At 42.5% G+C, this 20,101-nt stretch carries 19 protein-coding genes and 1 tRNA gene; 16 read left to right on the plus strand and 4 right to left on the minus strand.

Annotated features, from left to right (window positions below; genetic code table 11):
* The first annotated feature begins 2 nt into the window (after positions 1-2).
* The 5 genes from AC2204_RS03845 to AC2204_RS03865 all read left to right on the plus strand — a co-directional run bounded on the left by AC2204_RS03845 (position 3) and on the right by AC2204_RS03865 (position 2,430).
* Complete coding sequence (locus AC2204_RS03845) at positions 3-539, plus strand: DUF2878 domain-containing protein (protein ID WP_318924163.1); 537 nt, start codon at positions 3-5, stop codon at positions 537-539.
* A gap of 3 nt (positions 540-542) precedes the next feature.
* Positions 543-1,076 (plus strand): chalcone isomerase family protein, encoded by a 534-nt coding sequence (locus tag AC2204_RS03850; protein ID WP_318924164.1) that lies wholly within the window; start codon positions 543-545, stop codon positions 1,074-1,076.
* A 24-nt stretch (positions 1,077-1,100) separates the two neighbouring features.
* The gene (locus tag AC2204_RS03855; protein WP_318924165.1) at positions 1,101-1,631 is read left to right on the plus strand and encodes a DUF3833 domain-containing protein; all 531 of its coding nucleotides are present in this window, start codon (positions 1,101-1,103) and stop codon (positions 1,629-1,631) included.
* 78 nt (positions 1,632-1,709) lie between these two features.
* Positions 1,710-2,201 carry a SixA phosphatase family protein gene (locus AC2204_RS03860; protein WP_318924166.1) on the plus strand — a complete coding sequence of 164 codons (492 nt, stop codon included), beginning with the start codon at positions 1,710-1,712 and terminating at the stop codon, positions 2,199-2,201.
* 138 nt (positions 2,202-2,339) lie between these two features.
* Positions 2,340-2,430: transfer RNA gene (locus AC2204_RS03865), tRNA-Ser, on the plus strand.
* Positions 2,431-2,757: 327 nt separating this feature from the next.
* Here AC2204_RS03865 and AC2204_RS03870 read toward each other — a convergent pair.
* From AC2204_RS03870 to AC2204_RS03885, 4 genes are read right to left on the minus strand one after another with little or no spacing between them, the layout of a single operon-like run.
* Positions 2,758-3,684 carry a LysR family transcriptional regulator gene (locus AC2204_RS03870; protein WP_318924167.1) on the minus strand — a complete coding sequence of 309 codons (927 nt, stop codon included), beginning with the start codon at positions 3,682-3,684 and terminating at the stop codon, positions 2,758-2,760.
* A gap of 21 nt (positions 3,685-3,705) precedes the next feature.
* Positions 3,706-4,956 carry a TRAP transporter large permease gene (locus AC2204_RS03875; protein WP_318924168.1) on the minus strand — a complete coding sequence of 417 codons (1,251 nt, stop codon included), beginning with the start codon at positions 4,954-4,956 and terminating at the stop codon, positions 3,706-3,708.
* Complete coding sequence (locus tag AC2204_RS03880; protein WP_318924169.1) at positions 4,953-5,387, minus strand: TRAP transporter small permease; 435 nt, start codon at positions 5,385-5,387, stop codon at positions 4,953-4,955. Before AC2204_RS03880 ends, AC2204_RS03875 begins: the two co-directional genes overlap by 4 nt.
* Complete coding sequence (locus tag AC2204_RS03885; protein ID WP_318924170.1) at positions 5,384-6,379, minus strand: TRAP transporter substrate-binding protein; 996 nt, start codon at positions 6,377-6,379, stop codon at positions 5,384-5,386. Before AC2204_RS03885 ends, AC2204_RS03880 begins: the two co-directional genes overlap by 4 nt.
* A 301-nt stretch (positions 6,380-6,680) precedes the next feature.
* On the opposite strand from AC2204_RS03885, the gene AC2204_RS03890 reads away from it, so the two are divergent.
* The 11 genes from AC2204_RS03890 (at position 6,681) to AC2204_RS03940 (ending at position 20,020) form a co-directional block, all read left to right on the plus strand.
* Positions 6,681-7,901, plus strand: a complete 1,221-nt coding sequence (locus tag AC2204_RS03890; protein ID WP_318924171.1) for an MFS transporter — start codon at positions 6,681-6,683, stop codon at positions 7,899-7,901.
* A gap of 50 nt (positions 7,902-7,951) precedes the next feature.
* Entirely contained in the window at positions 7,952-9,616 is a 1,665-nt protein-coding gene (gene fdrA, locus AC2204_RS03895; protein ID WP_318924172.1) for an acyl-CoA synthetase FdrA, read from the plus strand.
* 15 nt (positions 9,617-9,631) lie between these two features.
* Positions 9,632-10,888, plus strand: a complete 1,257-nt coding sequence (locus AC2204_RS03900; RefSeq protein ID WP_318924173.1) for a YlbE family protein — start codon at positions 9,632-9,634, stop codon at positions 10,886-10,888.
* A gap of 52 nt (positions 10,889-10,940) precedes the next feature.
* Positions 10,941-11,753 (plus strand): oxamate carbamoyltransferase subunit AllH family protein, encoded by an 813-nt coding sequence (locus tag AC2204_RS03905; RefSeq protein ID WP_318924174.1) that lies wholly within the window; start codon positions 10,941-10,943, stop codon positions 11,751-11,753.
* A gap of 9 nt (positions 11,754-11,762) precedes the next feature.
* On the plus strand, positions 11,763-12,671 hold the full coding sequence (locus AC2204_RS03910; protein WP_318924175.1) for a carbamate kinase: 909 nt from the start codon (positions 11,763-11,765) through the stop codon (positions 12,669-12,671).
* 156 nt (positions 12,672-12,827) lie between these two features.
* Positions 12,828-14,219 carry a hypothetical protein gene (locus AC2204_RS03915; RefSeq protein ID WP_318924176.1) on the plus strand — a complete coding sequence of 464 codons (1,392 nt, stop codon included), beginning with the start codon at positions 12,828-12,830 and terminating at the stop codon, positions 14,217-14,219.
* 1 nt (position 14,220) lies between these two features.
* The gene (locus tag AC2204_RS03920; RefSeq protein ID WP_318924177.1) at positions 14,221-15,450 is read left to right on the plus strand and encodes an amidohydrolase family protein; all 1,230 of its coding nucleotides are present in this window, start codon (positions 14,221-14,223) and stop codon (positions 15,448-15,450) included.
* A 464-nt stretch (positions 15,451-15,914) separates the two neighbouring features.
* Positions 15,915-16,448, plus strand: coding sequence for a molybdopterin adenylyltransferase (gene mog, locus AC2204_RS03925; protein ID WP_318924178.1), 534 nt, complete (start codon positions 15,915-15,917; stop codon positions 16,446-16,448).
* A gap of 106 nt (positions 16,449-16,554) precedes the next feature.
* Positions 16,555-17,325, plus strand: a complete 771-nt coding sequence (locus AC2204_RS03930) for a lipid-binding SYLF domain-containing protein (RefSeq protein ID WP_318924179.1) — start codon at positions 16,555-16,557, stop codon at positions 17,323-17,325.
* 274 nt (positions 17,326-17,599) lie between these two features.
* Positions 17,600-18,082, plus strand: coding sequence for a DUF3015 family protein (locus AC2204_RS03935; protein ID WP_318924180.1), 483 nt, complete (start codon positions 17,600-17,602; stop codon positions 18,080-18,082).
* Between the two features lie 66 nt (positions 18,083-18,148).
* A complete protein-coding gene (locus AC2204_RS03940; protein WP_318924181.1) occupies positions 18,149-20,020 on the plus strand; it encodes an Lnb N-terminal periplasmic domain-containing protein in 1,872 nt (623 codons plus the stop codon).
* Positions 20,021-20,101: the final 81 nt, after the last annotated feature.

Consider the following 20,101-nt stretch of genomic DNA (forward strand, 5'->3'; position numbering starts at 1 on the left):
ACGTGAATTTTCATCGCGACTTACCGACAGCAAAAGGCTCAGACATGCCAAGACTTCATTTTCTTGCCATTACCCTTGGTTTTAATCTTTATTGGTTGCTCGCTGTCTGGGGTCAGTTTGATTATATCTGGCTGTTAATTGTGATGCTTATTGGCTGCTGGTGGACATTCCGGGGGAGCTGGCGATTTGCCATTATTGCCGGTATTACCGGCATATCAATGGATATGTTGCTGAGTTATTTCGGAGTGTACCAGTTTGCCGGGAATGCTCTCCCGCTGTGGCTAATATTGCTCTGGCTCGGCTTTAGTTCCTTTGTCTGGCTGGTAAGAAAAGTGATCCAGAATTACCCCCCATACGTATTGGTTATTATAGGAAGTATTGGTGGAATGATCAGTTATTGGGCGGGATTTCGCTTAGAAGCCGTCAGCTGGCCATTGGGTATACCGGTTACTGTGATAATCCTTCTGGTGGCCTGGCTGGTTTATTTCATGATTCTTTTAGTACTCCTGAAAAAATGTATCCACCGTTGGGAGGGATAAAACATGACTGGTTATCAGCATATAAAACAATACCGGGCCAATATGTCGCTGACTGCTATTGTGAGCATGATCTTATTACTGGCCGTGACTTCAGCGAATGCCGGATCTTACTGGCAGATCTGGAAAACAGTCGGACGCGCAGAGCTGAGCTGGGGATTTTGGGTGATTTACGATTCGGAATTACGTACGCCGGATGGGACTTATAATATTGATCAACAAGAGATGGCATTGGTGATTCGTTATCGCCGAGATATCGATAAAGAGGATTTGCTGGAAGCGACGGATAAGCAGTGGGCGCATCTGGGGATTGACCGGTCGATGCGTCAGCAATGGTTAGGTCAGTTGTCGCTAATCTGGCCTGATGTGAAAAAAGGTGATCGACTGATTTTCGTAGTAAATGAGCAAGGTGCGGCATTTTATCTGGATCAGCGCTTGCTAGGCACCGTGGAGAGCGAGGAGATGGCGAAGGCTTTTCTCGGGATATGGCTGGATCCGAAAACTGCTTATCCTGAAATAAGAAGTCAGTTGATTGGATAATCTTCATAATAAAGGAATAAAAGGATGACTCAACGATTACGGTTCTGGTTCTTTTCGCTATCGATTTTACTCTTGTCTGCCTGCTCAACCTCTATCAGCGAATATGACCAATCGCAACCAAAGTTTGACCTGTTTGAGTATTTCGAAGGGGAAGTATTGGCATGGGGGATGGTTCAGAACTATAGCGGAAAGCAGATACGCCGGTTCGATGTCAGGATCCAGGGAACCGTCGACGGAGATGCACTGACCTTAAAAGAAGATTTCCTTTTCGATGATGGCGAGCAACAACAAAGAATATGGAAAATCACCCGCGGCAGTAACGACACTTATATTGGTAAAGCGGGTGATGTAGTGGGGGAGGCTAAAGGTGTGGCCGTTGGTAACGCATTGAATTGGCAATACACATTACGCGTGCCAATAGACGATACCAGCTACGATATTCGTTTTGACGACTGGATGTTCCGTCAGGATGAGACACGGATGTTTAATATTGCCGAAATGACAAAGTGGGGTTTTACAGTCGGAAAAGTAACCCTGTTTTTTGAAAAGCAATAACAGCTATGGTCACACTACTTCAAGATGCAGAATTCAGCGGGCTTTAGGCAAGGCCGCTCAGTACCGTAGGTGACAGCGATGAAACAACTTTTTCTTCTTCGCCATGCAAAATCCTCTTGGGATGATCCGACGCTGGATGATCATGATCGACCGTTGAACAAAAGGGGAATGAGAAATGCCTCTGCAATGGTCGAACGGTTAAATGCCTTGCTGGCAACACCGCAAAGGGTCGTTACAAGCAGTGCAATCAGGGCACAGCAGACGGCGCATATTTTCGCTCAGGGACTGGCCAATACACCGGAGCTTGAAATCAGTACTGAACTGTATACTGAATCGGCGTTTGAATTGCTCGCTCAGATTAAAGCAACCGACGATCGGCTGAAACGAGTGATGATGGTTTGCCATAATCCTGCGATTAATGATCTGATGAATATGCTTGGCTTTGAGATCGAAAATGTACCGACATGTGGCATTATCGTGTTTGGGTTTAATGTCTCATCGTGGCAGGAACTGGGGAATGGAAAAGTGATTCCGATTTATTATGATTATCCTAAGCGGCTTAAATCATAACAGATAGTTTCGTCGGGTGTGGTTGCTTATATATTTGAGGGATATTTATTCGTGTTGATGATAGTTTTGGCAGTTAACAATAAATTTTCCGTAAGCCACTTTACAGCTTGAACAGACCTCTGTATTATCCGCCGCACTGGAGAGATGGCTGAGTGGTTGAAAGCACCGGTCTTGAAAACCGGCATACGTTTATAGCGTATCTAGGGTTCAAATCCCTATCTCTCCGCCATATACAAAGAAACCGCTGACTTGTCAGCGGTTTTTTTATGCCTGATGCTTGGGAGAACCAAGGGTTCAAATCCCTATCTCTCTGCCACATTAAAAACAAAAAATCCGTTGATTATCAACGGCTTTTTTGTGTTCGAAGCTTATCAAGTTACGATACAGCAAAATTTTCATGTTGTAACCGCAGTTAAAGAAAGCTTACTGGCTTAACCGTTACTAGCTTTTGTGTTGTTCAAATACTCTTTGGACCAAAAAATGGATGCTTTATGTGAACAATTTACAGATCAAGTGGGTTTGATTGTAACGGTAAGCCTAGAATACCCCCCGATACCTAATGCTTGTCAATATTCGCGCAGAAAGGCGCAAGCAAAGGATGATTAGTTCGAACCATCTCTCTCAATTCAGAAATAATTTTACCTGTCGCATCTTTGCGCCAGCCAAAAGATATAGGGGAGTTACTGCGAGGATTTGCAACATTGCGAGTGATCAACTGCCCAGAATTAAGGAGTCGCATGGCAATGTTTTTAGGTAAAAAACCGACTCCAATGCCCTGAGTATGCATATGCACTTTAGTTTCAAAATCAGGGACAATTAACTCTTTTTGCCCCTTGAGCAACCATGCTTTACGTCGAACAAGATGACGACTGGTGTCTTCGACGTTAATCGCTGTGAATTTTCTAAGTTCATCATCTGACAGTATTTTATGACAACGGCTCACAGCATGGGTAGGTGAAGCAACAAACATCCATGTGATTTCCCCCATAGACGTAGATTCAAGATCATTACTGATCGAATGCCAACCCGGCGCACCAATAGCGAACTGAGAGTCTTCTGACAGCAGTGAACCCCAAACACCATTATACACTTCACGGAAAAAACAAATTTCGGTATTTGGGTATTTATCATGCAAGTAGCTGGTAAGTCTTGTAACGGCAAATCTATCATAAAGCAATTCGTTAACTGCGATACCGACAGATTGCTCAATATTATTTTTCATTTGATGAATGTCTGTACTTAGTCCAGAAAAATCATTAATAAGTACTTCCAGTCTGTTTTTTAAATACTCTCCGTCAGACGTTAACTTAACACAGCGTGTACTTCTTTTGATCAGTTCCACACCAAACTCTTTTTCTAGCGATTTGATGCGGTAAGTCACTGTTGCTGTTGAGCGATGAACCTGCTTTGCCGCCTGATTGAACGAGTTGCAATTTGCAACAGCTAAAAAGGTTCTGATTGATTCAAGGTCTAAGTTGAGCATTATCTAATTCCTATCTGCTCATTAAACCAGAGCAAGAATAACTATGTTGACGACAAGCAAAGCAAAACACGACATCAAGTAGAAAGGTTTTAACGCATTAACTGTGTCTGTGTACGACTCTCCGCCTATGTCTTTTGCGACAAAAAGACTCAAACCAAATGGCGGGGTAAACATACCAATGGCTCCGGTCACCGCCATAATAACACCAATAGCAACAAGTGATACATCAAGGCTCTTACTTATTGCTACAATAATACCACTGAGAATAACGGCCAAAGATGTAACATCAATCAGCATACCCAGGACTAAAAAAATAATATTGAGAAGTAATAAAGGTATAAAAAGGTTATCAAAGCCACTGAATAATGAATAAATAACATTAAGAACATTACTCTCAGCAATCAACCAACCAAGTAGACTGGCGGCAGCCATAATGATCATGATTTGGCTACAGGTTAAAGCTGATTGGACCGCAATTTGGAAAATTGACTTTAGCGATAAATCACGATAAATAAGGCTACCTAAAAAAATACCGTAGGCAATAATAATAACACCAGCTTCAGTTGGGCTTGTAATACCTGTTGAGATGCCAACTATAACAATAGTCGGAAGTAACAACGACGGTGCAGAATCGATAAACTGATTCACAAGTTCACGAAAAGAAGCCAATTTCTTTCGCGGATATCCATTAATTCTGGCATAAATAGCTGTTCCGAGCATAAATAAGCTGCCAAAAATAAATCCACCAATTGCACCGTACTTGAAGAGATCTTGAACGGATGATCCCGTTACGACACCATAAACGATTAGGAATATACTTGGAGGAATGACAATACCTAATGAGCCGGTACTGACAATGAGTCCCAAGGTAAACTTTTTACTGTATCCGCTATCAAGCATAGATTTAGTTGAAAGACGTCCAACCGTTAACACGGTTGCAGGAGCTGACCCACTGATCAGTGAAAAAAACATTGAACTTAAAACGGTTGAGATCGCCATTCCACCGTGGAGGTGGCCAAAAATTTTTTTCATAAATAAAACTATTTTTTCACCAATACAGGATGAAGAAATAATATTTCCAGCAAAAATGTATAATGGGATCGCGAGTAAAGAGTATTTGTCAATGCCACTATATAATTGTTGTGCTATAAGTTCAGGGTAAATATCACCTCGGATGAATATATACACCAACGAGGAAAATAAAATTGCGCCATAAATGGGCATTCCAATAATAATAAGTGCTAACAGCATGCAAACAAGTAAAATGATCATAAGGTCACCTCATAATTGCTTGCTGGTTTATTGAACAACATCATAATGAAAACAACAGGAATAATAACATAGTTAAGCCATGTCGGTAGTCCTGTGGTAGATGATGTCTGACCATAAGGTATAATAATATTTAAAAAGGAAATAGAAACTAAACCAACTGCAAGCTGGGTACTAAGCATAAGTAAACGTGTCACCTTCTTTAATATTGGAAATTTATCTTCAATTACAGTGATATTGATATGTCTTTCACGATAAGTTAGGTCGATAGCGCCGATATAAACCATCCAGATCATTAATGTACGTGCTATTTCGTAAGACCAACTGAGTGAAGTGCCAAACAGACTACGCAGTATAACCTCTGAAATAAGTAAAAGAGTAACACAGAGCATTAATCCCCCTAGAGCGACATAGAAGATTTTAGATCTGATCATTTTTCATTTCCTCTGATCCTAACAATCATCTTCTGAGTTTCAGGATCAGCTTCAACTTGAAGAAATTTACGTTTTAAAGGTGTGATAAAGTTTGACGAAACTAACTTGGTGGATCCTGAACTCAAAATTTCCTGCAGGTAACTCTGCTCAAGTTCTGATGAGATTCTGCGTTGCTCATTTCTAGCCGTTTGCTCTGCAGCGCGAAGGATTCGTTTTTCCTCGTCATTTAGCGAATCAAACCAACGTGATGATACAATAAACGCATATCCAAGATACCCGTGATTACTAAGAAGAAGCTCATTTTGAACTTCGTAAATTCGCATCTTTGCGATAGAGACAATTGGGTTTTCCTGACATTTAGCTAGACCATGCTGCAGGGCGACATAAATTTCACTGAAAGGGATCACTAGCGGAAGTGCCTTAGCTGCTTGATATTGCTTATTAAGAACATCACTCGCCATAATGCGAACGGGTATGCCTTTAAGAATTTCATCTTCTTCAGGCTTCTCTTGGCTAAAGACATTATTACAGGTAATTTGCTTGAAGCCGGATTCCCAGAAGCCAACTCCCTCGATGCCTTTACTTCGCATATCATCCAGCATCTCAGCTCCGATCGGGCCATCCAACACGCGATAAGCACTCTCTTTATTGCCAAACAGGTATGGGTAGTCAAGTGTTTTTAAACTGGGGCTAAAGTTGGCTAATTTTGATGTCGGAACAACGGCTACTTGAATAATACCAATTTGTAAAAGCTCAGTTGCATACTGATCGTCACCGAGACTGTTGGCAGGATAAAGTTCGACAGTCATTTTATTATCGCTCAACTTCGCCATTTCACGTTGAAATGCAATGGCACCTTCATGTAGCGCACTATTAATCGCCATATCGTGGTGAAAACGGATCGTCGAGTTGGCTTGTGCTGTACTTGAATATGAAATTCCGGAACATAGAACATAAAAAAAGACTGCAGCAGCTATATATTTCAAAATCACAATACATACTCAGTTATTAATTGTTAACGATTATATCAAATAAGGCAGATTCCAATGTGATGCGTACCCATTTTTTATAAAAGCAACATGTCTGCGTGGATTGTTTTATTGTCCATATTTATCAATAACTTAAAATTATTTTCCGCCTTAAATTTAAGGGTTTATTAAATATTCTAATTATACCAAACCCATTGTTTAAAAAACCTGAACAATGATTGTTACGTGATTTGCATCACTTTTAATATTCTTCTCAGTAAGCGTAAATATAAACAGAATTTAAATACCGTAAAAAGGGAATATTATGAACGAAAAGACTATTAGTAAGTCAGCTATACAAAAGGTGGGTATACCTGCGTGGTGGGTTACCGTTGGAATGTTCTGGTTAGGCTGGGTTTTTATGTATGCCGACCGAACTATTCTTAATCCTGTTATGGGAGATATTCAGAAAGAATTTTCTTTAAGCAATACCGAATTGGGTTTAATTAACTCTGCATTCTTCTTTGTTTATGCCGCGTTGCAAGTTCCATCGGGAATACTTGGTGACAAAATTGGCAAGAAAAAAGTCCTCGTACCTGGCTTCATCATTTTTGGTATTTTTACAGCCGTTACAGGTTGGGCGAAATCATTAACCGCGCTGCTTTTTGCTCGAGGAGCAACAGGTGCCGGTCAAGGTACATACTATGGCCCGCAATACGGCCTTTCAAGCGAGCATATTCCAGCAGACAAGCGTTCTTTCGGTACTGCCATAATCAACTCAGGTATGGCTGTTGGTACTGCTGGCGGTTTCATGGTTGCAAGTTGGCTTGTTTATGATCTTGGTTTTACATGGCGTATGCCGTTCTATGTGATGGCAATTCCAACGATTATCGTTGCCCTGCTAATCTTGTTTTTTGTAAAAGAGAAGAAAAAAGAAGCAAGCTCAGATCAAGAGACGGAGAAGGTTAGCTTTCTTGAGTTAATTAAAGACAAAAACTTGTTACGTGTTTATGTAACGGTATTCTGCTCACTATTTGGCTTTTTCGTTATCCTGACGTGGCTTCCGTATTATCTTCAGTCTGAACGTGGTATTGAAGGTAGTGAAATTGGCTTTATTTCATCTCTCGTTGCCTGGGTTTCTATCCCTGGTGCGCTACTGTGGTCAAAAATTTCTGACAAAATCGGCAAGCGAAAAGTTGTTGCTATTCCTCTACTTATCGCGGCAATCATCAGTGTTTCATGTATCGCGTATTTACCAACGATGCCAATGGTCATTGGAGCAATCTGTGTTTATGGCTTAGTCGGTAAGCTTGCACTAGACCCAATCCTAGTTGCATGTGTTGCTGACAGTGTTAAGCCATCACAATACTCATCGGCGTTCGGTCTTTTCAACTTTATCGGTATGAGTTCATCGATTGTCGCACCGACTCTTGCTGGTTTTATGACTGACACAACAGGAAGCCTAGCATCAAGCTTCTATTTATCTGCGGCTCTACTAATTGTTGGATTAATTTCATTTTCCGGCATTAATGAGAAAAAAGCGTAATTAACGGGAAGAGTTTCTTGCCATACAAATTACTCTAATTGAGGTACAAAATGATAAACGCGTTTATTAAATCAAGTTGCTTTCAAGATTCAGTAAGCTTGATGATTATTTCAAAAAAACTTTCGTCAATGGACTCCGTGAATCAAGTGTCCGTAATGATGGGCACACCAGCAAACAAAGATCTGTTTCAGACGACGGGTCTATGGCACGAAATGTTTGCAACAGCGACACCGAATGATATCTGTATTGCGGTTGATGCAGATACTGACTCTCAAGAAGTGCTTGAAGAGGTTTCAACCAACCTTGATGCGGAACTGGCTAATATTGCAAGTGGTTCAAAAGGTAAAATGTTACCTATGGCACGTAGCTGGACGCGTGCAGAAAAACTTCTTCCTGATGCAAACCTGGCATTGATCTCTGTTGCTGGTGAATATGCAACAGCAACGGCACAGCAGGCTTTAGATCGCGGCCTTAACGTGATGATGTTCTCAGACAATGTCTCTGCATCACAAGAGCGCGCATTGAAAGAACAGGCTCGTGATAAAGGTTTACTTGTTATGGGACCTGACTGCGGTACCGCGTACCTTTCAGGTATCCCTCTGGCATTTGCCAACAGAATGCCTAAAGGGCCAATCGGCATCGTCGGCGCATCTGGCACCGGTATCCAGGAGCTATGTTCTCAAATAGCATTACTGGGTGGTGGCGTGACTCATGCGCTGGGTCTGGGTGGCCGAGATTTGTCTGAAGAAGTTGGCGGTATCAGTGCCAAAATCGCATTAGAAATGCTGGACAAAGACAATGATACACAAGTGATTGCTTTTGTCTCTAAACCGCCGGCTCCTAGTGTTCGCAAAGATATTATTGAAAAAATGCAAACACTCAGCAAACCTGTTGTCGCATTGTTCCTCGGCGATAAACCGGAAGCTGAGAGAATGGGAAATGTGCACCTTTCCTATACATTAGATGAAGCGGCAAAAACGGCTAACCAACTCGCTGATGCTCTTGCATTCAGTTCACAGCTTGGTGGCTATTCATTTAAAGGTCAAAAGATTCGCGGTCTCTATACGGGCGGTACGCTTGCTGCTGAAGCCGGTATGCTGGTTGCAGAAAAATTTGGCTTGAAAGTGTCTAGTACACACGAAAATGGTGAGATGCTCAACGACCAGGGCCACCTGATCATTGACCTTGGTGATGATGCGTATACGGTTGGCCGACCGCATCCAATGATCGACCCATCAACCCGAACCGACCAAATTCACGACCTCATCGATCAGGATTTCGGCGTGCTCCTTATAGATGTGGTACTCGGTTTTGGTGGCCACATGGATCCTGCTGGTGCAATTGCTGACGCGGTAAAAGAACTTCGTGAAAAACGAAAAACGCCTTTTGCTGTCATCGCAACCGTAACCGGTACGACTGAAGATCCTCAAAATCGTGAAGAGCAAATTTCGACGCTTGAGAGTGCGGAAATCAAAGTTGTTGATTCAGTATCTGAAGCGGTGACATTCAGCTCGATTTTGACATCATGCGATCTGCCGCAAGAGTCAAACGAAGCACCGCATTATTTATTGCAGCAACCAAAAATTATCAACATCGGTCTATCCGGATTTGCGGAAGACTTGCTGACATGTAATGCAACCGCAATTCACTACCGCTGGGCTCCTGTCGCAGGCGGTAATGCACATCTGACTGAATTATTGAATAAATTGTCTTAATCTAGGTGAACGAACATGAAATACGATATGAATGAAGCAAACAAAGAAGTTGTAGCAAAAATCAAAGCAGCACGACCTTTTTGGGTTGGTGTAAAGCCTGCTGCAGATGTTATTCCTGAGCTTGCCGGTAAACGAACTCTGCTTCATGCTGGTCCACCAATTAAATGGGAAGACATGACGGGCCCAATGAAAGGCGCGTGCATTGGTGCGTCTTTATATGAAGGTTGGGTCAAGACAGAAGAAGAAGCTCTGGAGATCCTGAGTGCAGGCGAAATTGACTTCCTGCCATGCCACCATGCAAATGCAGTTGGCCCAATGGGTGGTATCACTTCTGCAACGATGCCTGTGATCGTTGTGAAGAACACCGAACATGGCAATACAGCGTACTGCAACCTTAACGAAGGTATCGGTAAAGTGATGCGTTTTGGTGCCTACGGCCCAGATGTACAAGAACGCCTTGTATGGATGCGTGATGATTTTGCTCCAATGCTGGACGAAGCGCTAAGCAAAATTGAAGGTGGCATTGATCTAACATCTATCATGGCACAGGCAATCACGATGGGTGATGAATTCCACCAGCGTAACATTGCTGCATCAGCGATTTTGGCAAAAACACTAGCGCCGCACATTGCACGCCAAGACAGAGACATTGCGAAAATCACAAAAGTACTTGAATTCCTGAGCGTTACGGATCAGTTCTTCTTAAACTTAACAATGGCATATTGCAAAGCGGTCATGGACGCAGCTGCATCTGTTGGTAAAGGTTCAATCGTTACAGCACTGACTCGTAACGGTAAAGACTTCGGTATCCGAGTAAGTGGCCTTGGCGACCAATGGTTTACAGCTCCGGTTAACACACCTGAAGGGCTATTCTTTACAGGTTACAGTCAGAGTGATGCAAACTCAGATATCGGCGACAGTGCTATCACTGAAGCATTCGGTGTCGGTGGCGCAGCGATGATTGCAGCGCCTGGTGTGACTCGCTTCGTTGGTGCGGGTGGCTTTGATGCAGCACTTGATACCTCTGATGAAATGAGCGAAATCTATATAGATAACAATGATATGCTTCAAATTCCAACATGGAACTTCAAAGGTGCATGTCTGGGCCTTGATATTCGTCGAGTTATCGAAACGGGTATCACACCATTAATCAATACCGGTATCGCACACAAAGATCCGGGTATTGGTCAGGTTGGTGCCGGTACTGTACGTGCACCAATTGGATGTTTTGAAACGGCACTAGAAGCACTTGCCGCAGAAGTCGACGCGTAACAACGTGAAAGAGGAGGGCAGCAGCAAAGAGTTGCTGACCCTAAGTGTCATTATGATTACATTACCGGCACAAGCAGTTTCTTCAAGCCTGAGATTACAGGGCGAATATAGTCTGTTGAGTATTCACGATAAAGCCATTAATTTAATCAATGAAGACGGGGTTTTATTCTCACTGCACCCTAATGTTCATTATATGAGCTCTTTCGGATTAACTTTAAGACGTGACGATTATGACTTTGTTAAATCGTTATTTCATACCATAACAGATGTTATTGTTGATATTAGCGGTACGATCAAAGTTGGACACGTCAGTATTATACCGGCAGTAAGAAAACTAACGCTAGCTGTCAAAAAAAATAGTGAATTGTGTTGTGTTCCATCATGCTTTTTTTTACCAGAAAAAGGCAATAATGGCTTTGGATACACAAACCACGTAATGTTAAAAGAGACATTACCTCCTATTGATAAATTAGTTGAGTTCCTCCAGAAGCCGAATGTAATGACTGCCAAATGCGTGGTAGACAAGATTGGTACAGGACAAGGATTAACCCCCAGCTTTGATGATGCTTTAGTTGGCGTGTTAGCAGTGATTTATTTGTCTGGTAAAGAAGATAAATATATTCCAATGATAATTGAAGCTCTGCAGCAGATAGATATCAATATGCAGACAACATCTATCAGCAAGAGCTTTATTGAGGATGCGGTCAAAGGTGACGTTTCCTATCCGTTATATCGTTTAATTTTAGCTTTTAATAAAGATATAAACAGAAAGCAATTTGAAATTAACCAATTCATCAAGCACGGACACACGTCTGGTCTCGATACACTTCTCGGGATCGGTTTAGCGTTCGAATACATACAATAAGAGATTATTATGAAACCAACAATTGTTATTGCATTAGGTGGTAATGCCCTATTACGTCGCGGGCAAGTGGCGTCATATGAAAATCAACTTGAAAGTGTAAAAGTTGCGGCGGCATCTATTGCTAAATTAAGCGAACATTATCAAGTTGCAATCGTGCACGGCAACGGTCCTCAAGTTGGCTTATTATGCCAGCAAAATGACGCCTACGATGCCGTGCCTTCTTATCCACTAAGCTGCTTGGTTGCAGAAACGCAGGGCATGATCGCCACCATGCTCGTACAAGAATTACGTAAGCTAGTGAAAAAAGATATTACGTCTATTCTGACTCACGTCGAAGTTGATGCGAATGATTCAGCTTTTGAAACCCCGTCAAAATTTATAGGCCAAGTGTACAGCTTTGAAGAAGCAACTGAACTGGCTGAAAAATTCAACTGGGTAGTACGCCCAGACGGTGAATACTACCGTCGTGTTGTTGGCTCACCAGCACCACAAAAAGTGTATGAAAGTGACGCCATTAAGCAAGCTCTTGCAAATGACAACATCGTTATCTGCGGTGGTGGTGGTGGTATCCCTGTGGCGAATAATAACGGAGAGCTAAATAATATTGATTGCGTGATTGATAAAGACTCTACCGCATCATTGCTTTCACGTGAAATTAGCGCTGATTATTTCCTTATTCTGACGGACGGTGATGGCGTTTACCTTAACTGGGGAAAACCAGATCAAGTTAAACTGGATTCGGTCACAACAACAAAACTTAAAGAGTACAGCTTTGACAAAGGCTCTATGCAGCCAAAAGTTGATGCGATCATTGGTTATGTTGAAGCAACCCCTTCAGCTGTCGGTGTTATTGCAGATCTCAACCTTGCTCTGGATTCTCTAAACGGCACAGCGGGTACTAAAATCACCCAAGAATAACAGCCTTAATAGATTGGCATGGTTATTGGTAATCATGCAAATACCGGTGTGTAAAAACGGTATTTGCATATTTACTTATGTCATTAATTGTATTTTGGATAGAAGTTACTGATTGTTTTAACCGATTAGGTAATTAATTAAAGAGAGATTTGATTTATGTCAAATTACAAAAGTTTAAGCCTGTCTGATGATAATGAGACGGGGTCTTTACTCAGTCGTAAAAATATAAGCCTGCTAGCAATCGTCTTTATGGGCTTTGTGCTTGCGTTTATTGCCCAAGGTGATTCAAGTACTGTTCTATACCGTTCCGTCAGTGTTCTGCCCCTTTTACTTATCCTAGTTTTGTTGTTTATGCAGGTTGATATGTTGGTTGCAGCATTGGCCGGTGGTGTTATGGCAATGATTTTGGGGGGGGTTGGTATCTCTACTGCCAATAAAATGCTACTTGATACTATTCCTTCGATGCTCAAGATAACCGTCCCAATTATTAACTCTGCTATTGCGGCTGCTGTTTTTAAAGCGGGTAGTTATACTGCAGCCTTAACGTTAGTACGTAGGTCTATTGGCGGAAGATTGGAGTATGTCGGCGCCTTCATTGTTATTTTACAAGCTGCGGCAACGTATATGTCAGGTATTGGTGGTGGTAGTGCAATGGTTATTGCGCCGCTTGCGTTTGCAGCAGTAGGAGCCATTCCTCCTGTTATTGCCGGTATGTCTATTGCCGCCGCGGCCTCCTTTACTACTTCACCAGCGTCATTAGAAAGTAGTATTGTTTCCAGTTTGTCCGGAACACCTGTGGCAGAATATGTCGCTTCTATGAGACCTTTCTGGTTATTATTTGTTGCTATCTCGATAGTGATTGCATTTGTTGGTATTAAGCGCAGTAAAAAATTATTTGTTGGTGAAGAGTCGGATGAGTTTAAAAATAAGACACCAGCAGAATTATGGCGACTAACTATTCCTGCAATTTTCTTACTTTTTGCTGTTATTGCTGGTCCTGGATTGAACTCTGTATTGGGTAGCCCATTATTCGGTCCATTGATGTATTCCATCGTGACTATCGCGTTAATCTTTATTTTCAGCAAGATGACATTATCGGAATCAGTTGATTCTATGATTGATGGTTCATCCTATATCTTGACCCGCCTTTTTGGTGTCGGGATCTTCCTAACCTTTATCAATATTATCGGAGAAACAGGCGCATTTGATAGTATTGCGGGTGTTGTTCAGCAAGCTCCTGGTGGCATAGTTGTTCCTGTCGCAATATTAGCCGGATTTTTTGTGGGTGTACCGGCTGGTGCCTATGTTGGTTCTATCCTAACGCTAGTTCTGCCGGTAACGGTATTATTAGGTTTTACACCAGTTCAAATTGGTTTTGTTTCTATTGCCGTCGGTCTGGGTAGCCAAATGAGTTTGGTTAATATTACAATGCAGGCATTATCATCAGGCTTCCGCATTCCAGTTATAGAAGTATCAAAAGGAAATACGCCATATGTTTTGGCTTGTCTCGCTTTATTGATAGTTATTTCAGTCTTTGTAGGTGGTTAAGATGAATTATGATTTAATTATAAGACAAGTAAGAATTACTGATGATTTTCATCTTGTTGATATAGGTATTATCGATGGCTATATCACAACGATAGAAGCATGCATAGAAGGCGTCGGTAACGATGAAATCGCGGGATTGGGTCGTGTCCTTGTTTCGGGGTTTGTAGAGAGCCATCTGCACCTTGAAAAAGCTTATGTTATGGATCGAAAGGCTAATGCTTCGGGTACATTGCAAGAAGCTATAGCCGTCACAGCAGCGTTGAAACCGACCTTCACGTCTGCTGATATCACTGAGCGTGCGACGAAAGCATTACGTGCACTGGTGCGTAATGGCACAACGCATGTTCGGGCCCATGCCGAATTTGACCCGACACAAGGCTTTACAGGTTTAGATGCTGTTTTGGCCCTGCGAGAGAAATATAAAGATATCATTACTATTCAAGTCGTTGCTTTTCCTCAGGAGGGGATTATAAAAGCAGAAGGCACAAAAGAAATGATGTATGAGGCAATGATGCGTGGAGCGGATGTTGTGGGTGGTATCCCATATAATGATTCTTCCGCAAAAGAGCATATTGATTTTGTTTTTGAATTAGCAAAAGAATTTGATAAGGATATCGATTTACATCAGGATTTTTCTGATAATGCCGATTCATTATCCATTGAGTATGTCGCTAATAAAACCATTGAACAAGGCTGGCAAGGAAGAGTAAGTGTGGGGCATCTGACAGCCTTAGATGCAGTCAATGCCGAGGAAAGAACACGTCTTATTTCCTTGATAAAAGCCGCAGAAATCAGTGTGATGTGTTTGCCCGCTACAGATATGCATCTGGGGGCGAGGGGAGATGAATACAGTGTTCGTCGTATGATTGCTCCTGTCAGGGCCTTACGAGATGGTGGGGTTAATGTCTGCCTAGCAACCAATAATATTCAAAACGCATTTACACCTTTTAGCACCGGTAATTTATTGCATATATCAATGCTTGCTATTCCTGCTTGTCATCTTGGTGGTGCAGATGATCAAAAAACAATTTTACCTATGTTGACATATAATCCAGCAAAAGCGTTAGGGCTTAAGGACTATGGTGTTGGTGTTGGCAAAAGGGCTGATTTGGTACTGCTTGATTGTGAAAAAGTCTCAAATGTTGTTATCGATATCCCCAATTGTGCCTATGTTTTAAAGGGCGGTTCTGTTGTTTCGAAAAACGATATCAGTAGTGCTGTTTCCTTTTAACCGGTATTAGTTCAAGACAGAAGTGAGGTCATTGTTTCTCACTTCTTTTTGATCTCTGTTGCCGCGTTTTCTTCATTGGATATATTCCATGGAATACTTAACTTAGCAATTGATCTGGTTTAATCGTTCTGGATACCATGATCGTAATGTTTTATCTTTTTATACAATGGCTTATCTTGGTTGATCTATCCTTTATAAGGGGAAATCAAATAGGGAATACCAAGCTTAATGTGCAAGTGTTTGCGCATCATGCTTTCCAATAAAGTAATATTTTTAATTGATTGATATTATTATCTTGATCCAGCCTCTTTAACCTCCGGGCGTTATTCCTTAAACTTGCATCTCAAATCATTCTAAGAAGTTTTTTGATATTTCTATGTTCATTATCTCGGGCTCAAAGTCTGCGGGTATGGACGTAGGAGCTGAAATTGACATGCAAGGCCATCAGGGTCGAGGGATAACACATGAGCAAAGCGAAAATCGGTATTGTGACAGTCAGTGACCGTGCAAGTGCGGGCGTTTACGAAGATATTTCTGGTCTGGCGATTATCGATACCTTGAATGACTATCTGACGTCACCTTGGGAGCCAGTGTATGAAGTGATCCCGGATGAGCAAGATGTGATTGAAGCAACACTGATCAAAATGGCCGATGAGCAGAACTGCAGCCTGATTGTGACAACGGGTGGCACCGGTCCGGCAAAGCGCGATGTTACACCGGAAGCAACCGAAGCGGTATGCGATCGTATGATGCCAGGTTTTGGCGAGCTCATGCGTGCTGAATCCTTGAAGTTTGTACCGACGGCGATTCTGTCTCGTCAGACTGCGGGTCTTCGCGGCGATAGCCTGATTGTAAACCTGCCGGGTAAGCCGAAATCTATCCGTGAATGCCTGGATGCGGTTTTTCCTGCGATACCTTATTGTATCGACCTGATGGACGGCCCATACTTTGAGTGTAATGAGGGCGTTATTAAGCCATTCCGTCCAAAGCAGAAGTAACAGCGATGGGTTAATTGATTTCTTTTCTGGTTAACGTCGCTTTCTGAGTCACTTTGATACCGATAGCCATTGATGTGGCTATCGGCTTCACAAAGAGGGTACTGCTATGAAATATCGAGCCGTTGTTATTGCACTGAGTCTGTTTGCTTTACCTGCCCATGCAACTTGGGAAGAGCTGAAGGAAACAGCGTCAGAGATTGGCACTAAAGTCAGCGAAAGCAGTAAGCAAGCCTGGGAAAGTGTGTCTGACTTCTCTAAAGAAACATGGGATTCAGTGTCTGACTGGGGAGAAGACGCATTCAATACTGCCGGCGAATGGACTGATAGTTCGATTGAGACGGGTAAGGAATGGCTTGATGCCGGTGAAGCCAAGTTGGATGAAATGCTGAAACCGGAAACGCCAGATGAGGCCCGTGAAGCACTCAATATTATGGCAGATACCGCTCTGGTTCGGTTGTTCAATAAACAGCCTTCAGCAAAGTTATTGTTCGACGTAGCTTACGGTTATGCGGTGTTCGATTCGCGTCAATTTTCATTGCTGCTTCACACCAACCAAGGGGCTGGGGTTGCGATAAATCGTCAAACGAACAGCCACACCTATATGAAGATGTTCGGGGCTGGATTAGCCGCGGGTTTTGGTGGCAAGTTTTATCAGCAAGTGATCTTTTTTGAAGATCAAAAGACCTTTGACGGCTTTGTCAGTGATGGTTGGGAAGCAACTTCAGAAATGAGCGTCGTTGCGGGAACTGAAAGTGCCGAGCTCACCGCTAAATACAACGGTGGAATGGTAATCTACCAGATTGGTGAAAAAGGACTGTTGATTGATGCCAATATTTCAGGATCAAAATACTGGATAGATACCGATCTGACAGAATAATTGAACACGCGATCTGAGGTAAAAGCTCACGAGTGCTTTTCTATGATTAGTTATCGAGCTCTTACTGGTCACTTATCATTCCGCAACGCTTAGTTATCAAGTAATAATATGAAATGAGTTCAAATTTATAGTTATTTCATTGCAATTGAATGCACTTTACTGCTTAATATGCACGCTTAATGTATCGTATTCTATGCATTTCAAGCCTTATTAATAAGGCAAAACTTACAATTCACGCACATTAAATGACGTGGATATATAGGAATTAGAAATAATGAAAAAACTATTTGCAGTGGCTGCTATTTCACTTCTTCCATTCAGCAACGCAATGGCTGATCAAGATATTGGTTGTGGTCTGGGTTCTATGGTTCTTCAAGGTCAAGAAGGTAAACCAATGAAGATCCTTGGCGCGACTCTGAACGGCACTTCTGGTAACCAGACGTTTGGTATTACTTTCGGTACTCTAGGTTGTGATGGTAACGGCCAGATCACATCTACTGAAAAACTTGCTATGTTCATCGACGGTAACATGGATACGCTTGCACGTGACATGGCTCGTGGCGAAGGTGACAGCCTAGCAACTCTTTCTGAAGTTTGGGGTATTGAAGAAGCAGACAAAGCTCACTTTGCAAAGCTTGTTCAATCACAATTCGCAAATGTATTCACATCGACTAATGTGACTTCTGACGAAGTAATGAACAACCTAAACAGCGTAGTTGCTAATGATTCAGCTCTAGCAGGCTATACACTGTCTTAATAACAGTTTTTCTGATTAGAGCGTCCATGCATTCGTGCTTGGGCGCTTTTCTATTTATGGTTACCCATGCTTAAAATTCCGTCATTAAAACAATTCATTACTTCTCTGTTTATTTTCTCTGCACCTGTCTTGTCGTTTGAAATACATGCACAGAACAATTTTAGCCAGGCTGACATCGAGACACTCTCAAAGCATTCCTATTGGCTCAAATTGGGGCATTATCAACCAGCAGTATTATCAGCATGGAAAAGTCAGGTTGATAGTCCGGAGTTCTTTCTCTCGCCAGAAGGTAAACAAAGCCCATTATCAGAACTTCAAGCGACGCTGGATAAGTTCAGTGGCAGTGACTATGAAAAATATGCTTGCCAGTACCCGGCGCGGTTTGCATGGTTAAAAGAGAGCCTGCAATTCGAGCAGGTTACTCCGGTTTGTGAGGATTTTGATGATTGGAAATCAACCATTTCCCCTCAGGGATTGACGATGGTCTTTCCTACCGCGTTTATCAATAACCCTGAGTCCATGTTTGGACACACGCTTCTGCGAATCGATGCGCATAATCAGACAAAACATAAAGAGCTGGTAGCATATGCTATCAATTTTGCCGCCGATCCGGATCCATCGGATAACCCTGCAACATTTGCCTTAAAGGGATTCGCAGGTAGCTACCCTGGCTATTTCAGTGTGATGCCGTACTACAGAAAGGTTCGTGAGTATAATGATTTAGAGTCTCGGGATATCTGGGAGTTTCCGCTTAATCTGACCGAAAGTGAAGTAGAGCGAATTATACTTCACCTGTGGGAGTTGCAACCGGCCATATTCGATTACTACTATATGGACGAAAATTGCTCATACCAATTACTGTCATTACTGCAACTGGCGCGTGACGATCTCAACTTAACTGATCAGTTTACATTCAGTGCTATACCATCAGATACAATCTCTGCGTTGAAGGATAAAGGCTTGCTGGAAGATGCCAGTTATCGCGCTTCCTATGGCACTCGCCTGCTACATTTCTCCGAACAGTTGGATAAGCATCAGCTACAGGCGGCTTACAAAGCGATGGAAGGTGAACTTCCAGAGCCCGACCAATATTCTGACACTGAGCGCGCAGCCATTATTGAGATGGCCTACGAATGGCTAAACTTCCGCTTTTATGATGAAGCCGATTTAGATCGAACAATCGCCGCCCCGCGACTTAATCAACTATTGATAGAACGCAGTAAAATTAAAGTCAGGTCACCTTTCCCCCCTGTAGAGGTTCCGCTAATCTCACCAGAGGAATCTCACGGCTCCGCACGTATTGGTATCGGGGCGATTTACAACCACCATGCGGGCAACAAAATGCATCTTGCATGGCGTGCGAACTATCATGACTTATTGGATCGTTCAGGTGGTTTTATTCCCGGAGCTCAAATCAGCCTTTACGATCTAGAATTAAGCGTTAGCGAGTCAGGGACATCACGCCTAGAAAAATTTCATATCCTCGATGTTATGTCCCTAGCGCCAGATAACGACATTTTCAACAGCTGGTCATGGAATGCTCGTGGGGGATTTGACCGTCAGCCCGATGATAGTCAATGGAAAGAACGCTGGTTCCTGCAAGGTGGTTTGGGCAAGTCCTGGGGCAATCCGAACACGATTCATAGCTACCTGTTGGCATCAGGCGAAATCAATACGGGCGATATCACCTCTCAATCAGCCGAATTGGGTATTGGGCTTGAGGGGGGCATTGTTATGCAGGTTAATCCGAATAACAAAATTGCTATCAATACGCAGGTATTGAAACTTATCGATACTGAAGCTGAACATCACTCCAAAGCAACACTTAGCTGGCAATGGTCGCCCGCTCGCCAGTGGGGAGTACGAAGCGAAATCGGCTATCAAATGTGGAATGGTGACGACGCATTTGGCAAAGTCACGGGATATTTATATTACTGACGAATGATCAGCACTGAATACAGCTATCATCGAATATTTAGGTGATAGCTGTACAAAACCGTTAACATAAAGCCCGATAAA

The organism is Photobacterium sp., from assembly GCF_057456235.1.